At 27.0% G+C, this 3,868-nt stretch carries 3 protein-coding genes; all 3 read right to left on the minus strand.

Annotated features, from left to right (window positions below; all coding sequences use genetic code 11):
* Window positions 1-78: 78 nt before the first annotated feature.
* Genes KQI38_RS00025 through KQI38_RS00035 form a run of 3 tightly spaced genes read right to left on the minus strand, consistent with a single transcriptional unit; the run spans window position 79 to window position 3,699 of the window.
* Complete coding sequence (locus KQI38_RS00025) at window positions 79-459, minus strand: DUF6262 family protein (RefSeq protein ID WP_216554050.1); 381 nt, start codon at window positions 457-459, stop codon at window positions 79-81.
* Window positions 452-2,569 (minus strand): tyrosine-type recombinase/integrase, encoded by a 2,118-nt coding sequence (locus KQI38_RS00030; RefSeq protein WP_216554053.1) that lies wholly within the window; start codon window positions 2,567-2,569, stop codon window positions 452-454. Before KQI38_RS00030 ends, KQI38_RS00025 begins: the two co-directional genes overlap by 8 nt.
* Window positions 2,569-3,699 carry a tyrosine-type recombinase/integrase gene (locus KQI38_RS00035; protein ID WP_308525318.1) on the minus strand — a complete coding sequence of 377 codons (1,131 nt, stop codon included), beginning with the start codon at window positions 3,697-3,699 and terminating at the stop codon, window positions 2,569-2,571. The genes KQI38_RS00030 and KQI38_RS00035 overlap by 1 nt, the downstream gene beginning before the upstream one ends.
* Window positions 3,700-3,868: the final 169 nt, after the last annotated feature.

Consider the following 3,868-nt stretch of genomic DNA (forward strand, 5'->3'; position numbering starts at 1 on the left):
TTATCAAGACCTAATTTTTAAAAATAGGTAATTAAGGAGAAATGAATATATTATACATGTATAATATATTCATTTCTCTTATATTTTCTTATAGATATCTCCATAACTAATTTTTAACTGTTCCTTTAGTTGCTCATTTTCCTCTTCTAACTTTTTTATTTTTCTTTTGAGGCTTGCAATTATAGCATCTTTATTATTATCATCCATTTCCCTTTTAACCTGTTTTGGAGTAGGTACTTGTGATTGTTGCCGCCTTAAAGTTTCAATTCTTTCTCTAATGTTAAGATTACTATATAAAGTTGCTTTAGAAACTCCTGATTCATTAGCAACACTATTAAAATTAATGTTCTTATTTATTTTAATAAGTCTTTTTATAGACTCATCTACCTTTCTTTGAGTATCAGCCCTTCTTTGAGCATGTAATTGGTTTAAGTGTTCTTTACGATCATAACTACTCATTATTTATCACCACTTTTTTTATTAATCTATCTAATTTTCCATATACAATATTTCCGCTATATACAGTATCATATATTTCTTCATATAGGTTTAAAAGCTCTTCATTTTCTCTAGCCATATCCTCACGATTATAATATTTAGCCTGTTCTATAAGAGATCTTGTAGCATTTATATGTATTTCATATTTCTTTACATCTCCTTCAAATATACCCACTGCTAAATCCTTGCATGGTCTACCTCCATTACAAGTTAAGCAAGGTGGTTGCTTAGCAAAATTACATTTTCCTTTACTTCTCTGTAAACAGGTTCCATAAGGAGTATCTATGGAGCTTAATTTATGATTAGTCCAAAGCATATCAAGAATATCTTCAGGAGTATCTCCATGCGTTTCTTCATAAAGTTTACCTTCAATATCAAAACTGAATATCCCTTGATTTATTACATTGTCAAAGACTTTCCTCTTATTATCATCAAGAAGTCTTGCATATCTCATTGTCATTTCTGGCGAAGCATGAGCCAATAATTCCTGAACAGTTAATATATCAGCACCACCATTTAATACTTTTATAGCATAGGTATGTCTAAAGGAATGGTTTTTAAAGTGATACAAATGACCCATTTCATCGATTATATTATATTCTCTTGCAAAAGCGTTAAGATTGTTCCGGATCCAATCCTTTGAATAAGGTCTGCCTTTTCTGCTGCCATTATATCTAACAAAAATATAATTTTCAGGATTGTTATCCTCATTACTATTTTGCTTAGTATTATTAATTAAAATAGATAACATATTAGCCAATTCATCATCAATAGGTATTCTATGTCCAATTTCATAAGTTTTTTCTATGTCAGTTTCTACCCAGTATTTATTATTAAGCTTAACAAGACAATCTTGTTTTAATCCCAACACATCAGATATACGTAGTCCTGTTTTATACATTACCCAGATGACAGGAATTACTTCTTTATGTAGATTATTAATATTATTAAACAACTGGTCTAAAACATAATCTGGTATATATTTTATTTGTTTATACGACTTTTTATTTAAAGTTGGTTTGTCATCTGGAAAGATAAGCATCCTAGCATTTTTAATAGGAGCAATAGAATACTCTTTTATTTGAATATCAGATAAAAATTTTTGAATACTAGTTAAAGCTCTAATTTTATAGCTTGATACATTAGCATCTTTACGAGTTAATCTATTTACTGTATAAGTATTTAGCCATTCTATATACTTCTCTATATGTTCTCTGTCTAATTTTTTTAAATCATTCCAAGTAGGTTCTAATTGTAGTATACAATATATAAATTTTTGAATAAAATTGAAAACATGCCGTGCAGTTCCAATAGTGAATTTATGATTACTTAATAGCTTCTGCTTAAAATATCTTTTTATTTCTGTTTTAATATTTTCATTCTCTATTGAGGTAAAATCTATTAGGTAACTAGTAGATGATTTATTAAAGGTTAAACCATACTTTTCAAGATTTTTTATATCCCAAATATCCTTTTCCCACTCTATTCTTGTATCTGTAAGACTAAATAACTCCTGATAAACTTGATTTAATAGGTATGCTATAGTGGTTTTGCAAGTACACTCTTTACCTAAACTTTTTTCATACCTCGTTACTAAAGTTTTTATACCCTTATTTTCAAGCCAGTCTATCCATTCAAAATTTGCTTTATCTATATCTAAATCAAGTATGGAATTTAAATTAGGATACTTTTCATTTATAAAGTCTGATAATCTTTTAAACATACTATTTTGGTTTACAAAAGCATTACAAAAAGACCATTCAGTTTTGAAAAATCTATGATAGATTATAAACTTTATTTCTTTATTTATATTAGGATTATTGAATCTAAAAAATATATTTTTATTTTTGTACTTATATTTCTCATACTGTTTTTTAAATTGTTCTATGCCACCAAAAAAGTCTATATGCCAAGCATCATTATCTATAAAATATGTTGTTCTAACTTCCTTATAGGTTACTGAACCGTCAATATTAATAAGCTTTTCCTTATAACTTGATATGGTATCAATAATTATTTGTTGATACTCTATCACGCTGTTATATCCAAGTAGATTTAAAGGATTCATCATTAGAATTTACCTTCCTCGTTTTTATTAGTAATTATCTTAAAGACTGGCTGTGCTATTTCCCAACTTTTTCTTATGTCCTCATCTGAAGGATGCAGATATAGATTCATAGTAGTTTGTATTTGGGAATGACCTAATCTTTCTTGCACCTGCTTAATATCTTTTGTCTGTCTATAATACATGGTAGCATGTGTATGTCTTAAAAGATGGGGATAAATTCTTATTCCAGTTTTCTTCTCCAGCATCTTAAATAGAGAATTAACATTAGAGTAATCCATGGGTTCTCCACATTTTTCACCTTTTATTTTAATAAATACAAAATTAGTATCTATTTCTAAATCGTCTAATATATCATACATGTAGTCATCAAACAAATCCATTAACTCTTGCGATACATGAATTTCTCTTTCTCCTGTCTTTAATTTAGAACCATTAACAAGTTCTCCTCTATCCACTAACCTGATTTTATGACCATTTTGATAATCACAAATAAAATCTTCAATAAATAGTGATAAGGCTTCTCCAATTCTTAGCCCTGTTTCAAATAATAGTCTAATTAAAAAACTATCCCTTATATTTGTCGTTGCAGTGTATATTTCTTCTACTTCTTCTTTAGTAAGTACCTTTAACTTTTTTCTTGGTTCTTCAATTTTTAAAATATTCCTATTTATAGGTTTATCTTTATTCACATGATATAAAAAGTCTTTATAAATCCTATTTTTCCCAATAAATATTTGTTTCATAAGTTTATCAATCATGTCATTATTTATTTCTTCTGTTCTAAATAGATAGTCATAGAAATTAGTAACTGCTGAAATAATTAAATTAACTGTTCTTTCTGTTCTCTTTGATTTAGTAGGCATTATACCGACTATTTTATTACTTTCATAAGGATTTCTTAGCCAACCAACAAAATCAGATAAATCGTTAATATTAATTTCCCGATAATCTTTTTCTACTTCTTTTAAAAATTCAAAATAGAGCTTTAAACTATAGCAGTAAGTTTTCTGAGTGTTACTACTTTTTTCTGTATTATCAAGATATTTAATATATTTAACCACTGGAATTACTGGTAAACCATCATCAAGTAACATGTATCCTTTTTTATTTTCCTGTAATATGACTTCCTGCACTTTCAAGGCTATCCTCCAACACTCACTATTTTATTTACATTTTATTAAATATATTATACTATATATACTAAATAGATATAGTTAATTTAATAATTTCACTTTATAAAAAATATAGTGAATAAATAGTTATATTAAACTATCTATTCACTATTAATTATACTATATTTAA

The organism is Tissierella carlieri, assembly GCF_018917285.1.
Classification (GTDB): domain Bacteria; phylum Bacillota; class Clostridia; order Tissierellales; family Tissierellaceae; genus Tissierella; species Tissierella carlieri.